The sequence below is a fragment of the Actinomyces urogenitalis DSM 15434 genome, from assembly GCF_000159035.1.
Lineage (GTDB): Bacteria > Actinomycetota > Actinomycetes > Actinomycetales > Actinomycetaceae > Actinomyces > Actinomyces urogenitalis.
In genome coordinates, this window is record NZ_DS999574.1 from 37,118 (window position 1) to 41,083 (window position 3,966).

The following is a 3,966-nucleotide window of genomic DNA, read 5'->3' on the forward strand; positions in this document are numbered from 1 at the left end:
CGCCCACGCCCGCTGCCGGCGTGCCACGGCCTGGAGCTGCTCCAGTCACGCCGTCGGCCCCGGCCGCCCCGACACCTCCTCCCGTGCCTGGCCACGAGGACCTGTCCCACACCACCTCGATGGAGTCCTGCGTGGCAGACATCGACCGGCTCATGAGCACCCCACGCGTGACCACCGCGCCTGCCGGGGCCGAGGCCGCCTCGCTCACGCCCACCGGCGGAGTGCCCGTCGTCGACCGTCAGTCGATGGCAGAGGCTGCGCGCCTGCGCCTGGCCGAGAAGCTGCGCGCCAAGGTCGAGGAGGCCAAGATCCTGCGCGAGGCTCGGACGGGCGAGTTCCAGCCCATCACCGAGGAGATCATCGACGACGGCGCTGGGCACCAGGCCTAGACCTCGCCCGGGCTCCACAGGCCGGCCCCGTGACAGGGGCATAAGTGACCCTCCACAGGCGCCCTGCGGCGTCGGGCCCGTTCTCCCTAGCCTGGAACGCACCAGCGCCGACAAGCGGCGCCCTGCAGAAAGGTGCGCTCATGCCTCTCTTCTCCGTTGATACCCAGGCGGTCCTGGACACCGCCTCAGCAGCCCGCACGCGTGTGGCCACGATCCAGGCGGAGGTGGACGCGATGAACGGCGACATCGCCGCTCTCCAGGCCTCCTGGACCGGCGGCGCCAGCGCCGCTATGGCCGCCTGCGCCGCAGACTGGCACCTGACCCAGGCTCAGGTCCAGGCCAGTCTCGACGCCATCAGCCAGGCGCTGGACGCCTCCGCCCTGGCCTATGACGACGCCGAGTCGGCCAACGTCGGCCGCTTCGGCGCCCGGTGACCGCCACCGGCCACCCGTGCCGCCCAGCGATAGCGAAACGGGCCGCCCTCCCGCAGGAGGACGGCCCGTTTCGCTATCGCGTCAGTGACTGACGGTGGCCAGGCGACCGATCAGTACATGCCGCCCATGTCCTCGCCACCAGCCGGGGCGGGAGCCGGGGGCTCCGGCTTGTCCGCCACAACGGCCTCGGTGGTCAGGAACAGGCCCGCGATGGACGCGGCGTTCTGCAGGGCGGAGCGGGTGACCTTGACCGGGTCGGCGATGCCGGCGGCCAGCAGGTTGACGTACTCGCCGGTGGCGGCGTTCAGGCCCTCACCGGTGGGCAGGTTGCGCACGCGGTCGACGACGACGCCGCCCTCAAGGCCAGCGTTGACGGCGATCTGCTTGAGCGGGGCCTCCACGGCAACCTTGACGATCGAGGCACCGGTGGCCTCGTCGCCCTCGAGCTGGAGAGAGCTGAGGGCCTCGGCGGCCTGGATGAGCGCAACGCCACCACCGGCGACGATGCCCTCCTCGACGGCAGCCTTGGCGTTACGCACGGCGTCCTCGATGCGGTGCTTGCGCTCCTTGAGCTCGACCTCGGTGGCCGCACCGGACTTCAGGACGGCGACGCCGCCAGCCAGCTTGGCCAGACGCTCGGAGAGCTTCTCCTTGTCGTACTCGGAGTCGGAGTTCTCGATCTCGTTGCGGATCTGCTGGACACGGGCCTCGATGGCGTCCTTGTCCCCAGCGCCCTCGACGATCGTGGTCTCGTCCTTGGTGACAACCACCTTGCGGGCCTGACCCAGGTCCTCCAGGGTGGCGTTCTCCAGCTTGAGGCCGACCGTCTCGGAGATGACGGTGCCGCCGGTCAGGATCGCCATGTCCTGCAGCATCGCCTTGCGGCGGTCGCCGAAGCCGGGAGCCTTGACGGCCACGGACTTGAAGGTGCCACGGATGCGGTTGACCACGAGGGTGGCCAGGGCCTCAGCCTCGACGTCCTCGGCGATGATCGCCAGAGGCTTGCCGGACTGCATGACCTTCTCCAGCAGGGGCAGCAGGTCCTTAACGTTGGAGATCTTGGACTCGACCAGCAGGACGTAGGCGTCCTCCAGGACGGCCTCCTGACGGTCAGCGTCGGTGACGAAGTAGGGGGAGATGAAGCCCTTGTCGAAGCGCATACCCTCGGTGACCTCAAGCTCGAGGCCGAAGGTGTTGGACTCCTCGACGGTGATGACGCCGTCGTGGCCGACCTTCTCCAGAGCCTCGGCGATGAGGGCGCCGATCTGCTCGTCAGCGGCGGAGATCGAGGCGGTGGCCGCGATCTCGTCCTGGGTCTCGACCTCCTTGGCGTCGGACAGCAGGCGCTCGACGACGGTGGCCACGGCCTTGTCGATACCGCGACGCACGGCGATCGGGTTGGCGCCGGCGGCCACGTTGCGCAGACCCTCGCGAACCAGGGCCTGGGCGAGGACGGTCGCGGTGGTCGTACCGTCACCGGCGACGTCGTCGGTCTTCTTGGCGACCTCCTTGACGAGCTCGGCGCCGATCTTCTCGTAGGGGTCCTCGAGCTCGATCTCCTTGGCGATGGTGACACCGTCGTTGGTGATGGTCGGGGCGCCCCACTTCTTGTCGAGCACGACGTTGCGGCCCTTGGGGCCGAGGGTGACCTTGACGGTGTCAGCGAGGGCGTTCAGACCCCGCTCCATGCCGCGGCGGGCCTCCTCGTCAAAAGCAATGATCTTGGCCATGTGGGTTCCTCCACTTGGGTTGGACGGTCGACTGGCGCCCGCGACGGACGGATCGAGATGGCACGTTCTTGTCACGCGCCGCCCCGGCCCTCACCCGACGACCTGGTGTGCTCACTGAGGCTGCCGTCCTGGCGACCGGGTCCCGGTCTGTCACTCGGCAGCCCCGAGTGCTAACCGCAACTCTGGCACTCTCACCCCTCGAGTGCAAGACGCAGACCACGCCCCTCGGCTGGAGGCGAAACACAACGGCTGCCGGCAGGCCGCGCCCGACCCCGTCCAGAGCCTCTTACGCCGAGCGGCCGCGTGCCTGCGTCACGGCCAGGAGCACCAGGGCGCAGGTCCAGGCCAGCGGAGCCGGACCGGCGGGCCGACCATCCGCCCGTACCTTCTCCGGCAGCGCCCCGACACTCGTGCGATGACCCTCCAGCCAGTCCAGCAGGATCTCCCCCTCGCGCCCCAGCTGCGGATCACGCTGCGCCTGCGCCAGCCCGGACCAGGCCAGCAGCGCAGTCTGCGGCGTCCAGGAGATGCCGTCCTGGCGCCAGGATGAGCCTGGCGCTACGCCGCCGGCCGGACGCTGCATCCGCTGCCAGGCCTGCCGGCGCACCTCCAGCGCCCCGTCCAGGGCCTGCGTGAAAGGTGGCAGGACGAGCGTGAGCGCCGCATCGACGTCGTCGCGTCCCTCATGGCGCCCCCAGTGCGGGGCGAAAGCGCGCGTCATCGCCTCGCGGACCTGCCCCACGCGCGCCTGCAGGACATCCGGCCCCACCTGCAGGTCGAGCCCCAGCGAGCACAGGCGGGCGGCCGCCTCCAGCCCGAGCAGGACCGGCGCAGCGGTTCCAAGTGTCAACCGGGTCTCGCTGACCTCCCAGTAGTCGGGGGAGGCCGGCGGCAGGTAGCCAGGCCCCGGGGTCAGCCACATGAGGTGGCTGGCCGAGCGTGCAGCCACGGCCTCCACAGGAGCGAGGAAGGAGCGGACCTCCTCCGGGTCACGGCCTGAGGCCTCAAGGTCATCAGCCAGGCGCCCGGCCGCCCACAGGAGCCAGCCGACGCCGTCGAGCTGGGCCGCCCGGTCATCGGGCACACCGCCGTCAGCCGTGTAACGCGCCTCAAGCGGGCGCCGGACCTCGTGCTGTCCAGCACGCCACGTCCCGCTGCCGAGACCCTCCTGGAGTCTCGCCAAGTGGCTGAGTACCTGGCGAGACTCGTCGAACAGGCCGACAGCGCCGTAGGCCGCCGCAGCGAAGGAGGCGTCGCGAGTCCAGACGTACCGCCAGTAGGACACCGGCGCCGACACCACCGCGCCCGGAGCGAAGCGATCCACGTCCGCCTGGCCGCCAGGCCCGCCGTGGGAGGTGGCCAGGCTCGGGCCGGTCAGGGCAAGCAAGTCGCTCGGGGCGCTGTGCGCCAGCG

At 70.6% G+C, this 3,966-nt stretch carries 3 protein-coding genes and 1 pseudogene; 2 read left to right on the forward strand and 2 right to left on the reverse strand.

Annotated features, from left to right (window positions below; translation table 11 throughout):
• Both HMPREF0058_RS00140 and HMPREF0058_RS00145 read left to right on the forward strand, forming a co-directional pair.
• Positions 1 to 389: pseudogene (locus tag HMPREF0058_RS00140) on the forward strand (hypothetical protein); the annotation flags it as partial.
• A gap of 140 nt (positions 390 to 529) precedes the next feature.
• Positions 530 to 823 (forward strand): WXG100 family type VII secretion target, encoded by a 294-nt coding sequence (locus HMPREF0058_RS00145; protein WP_006547605.1) that lies wholly within the window; start codon positions 530 to 532, stop codon positions 821 to 823.
• Between the two features lie 110 nt (positions 824 to 933).
• Here the strand turns inward: HMPREF0058_RS00145 and groL are convergent, their stop codons facing one another.
• Together groL and HMPREF0058_RS00155 are read right to left on the reverse strand one after the other, a co-directional pair.
• Positions 934 to 2,553, reverse strand: coding sequence for a chaperonin GroEL (groL, locus tag HMPREF0058_RS00150; protein WP_006547606.1), 1,620 nt, complete (start codon positions 2,551 to 2,553; stop codon positions 934 to 936).
• A 286-nt stretch (positions 2,554 to 2,839) separates the two neighbouring features.
• Positions 2,840 to 3,966, reverse strand: a 1,127-nt coding sequence (locus HMPREF0058_RS00155; RefSeq protein ID WP_006547608.1) for a hypothetical protein, incomplete at its 5' end; no start/stop codon positions are given.

Coding starts and splice junctions, on each gene's coding strand:
- HMPREF0058_RS00145 (WP_006547605.1), top strand. CDS start 530: ATGCCTCTCTTCTCCGTTGATACCCAGGCGGTCCTGGACACCGCCTCA.
- groL (WP_006547606.1), bottom strand. CDS start 2,553: ATGGCCAAGATCATTGCTTTTGACGAGGAGGCCCGCCGCGGCATGGAG.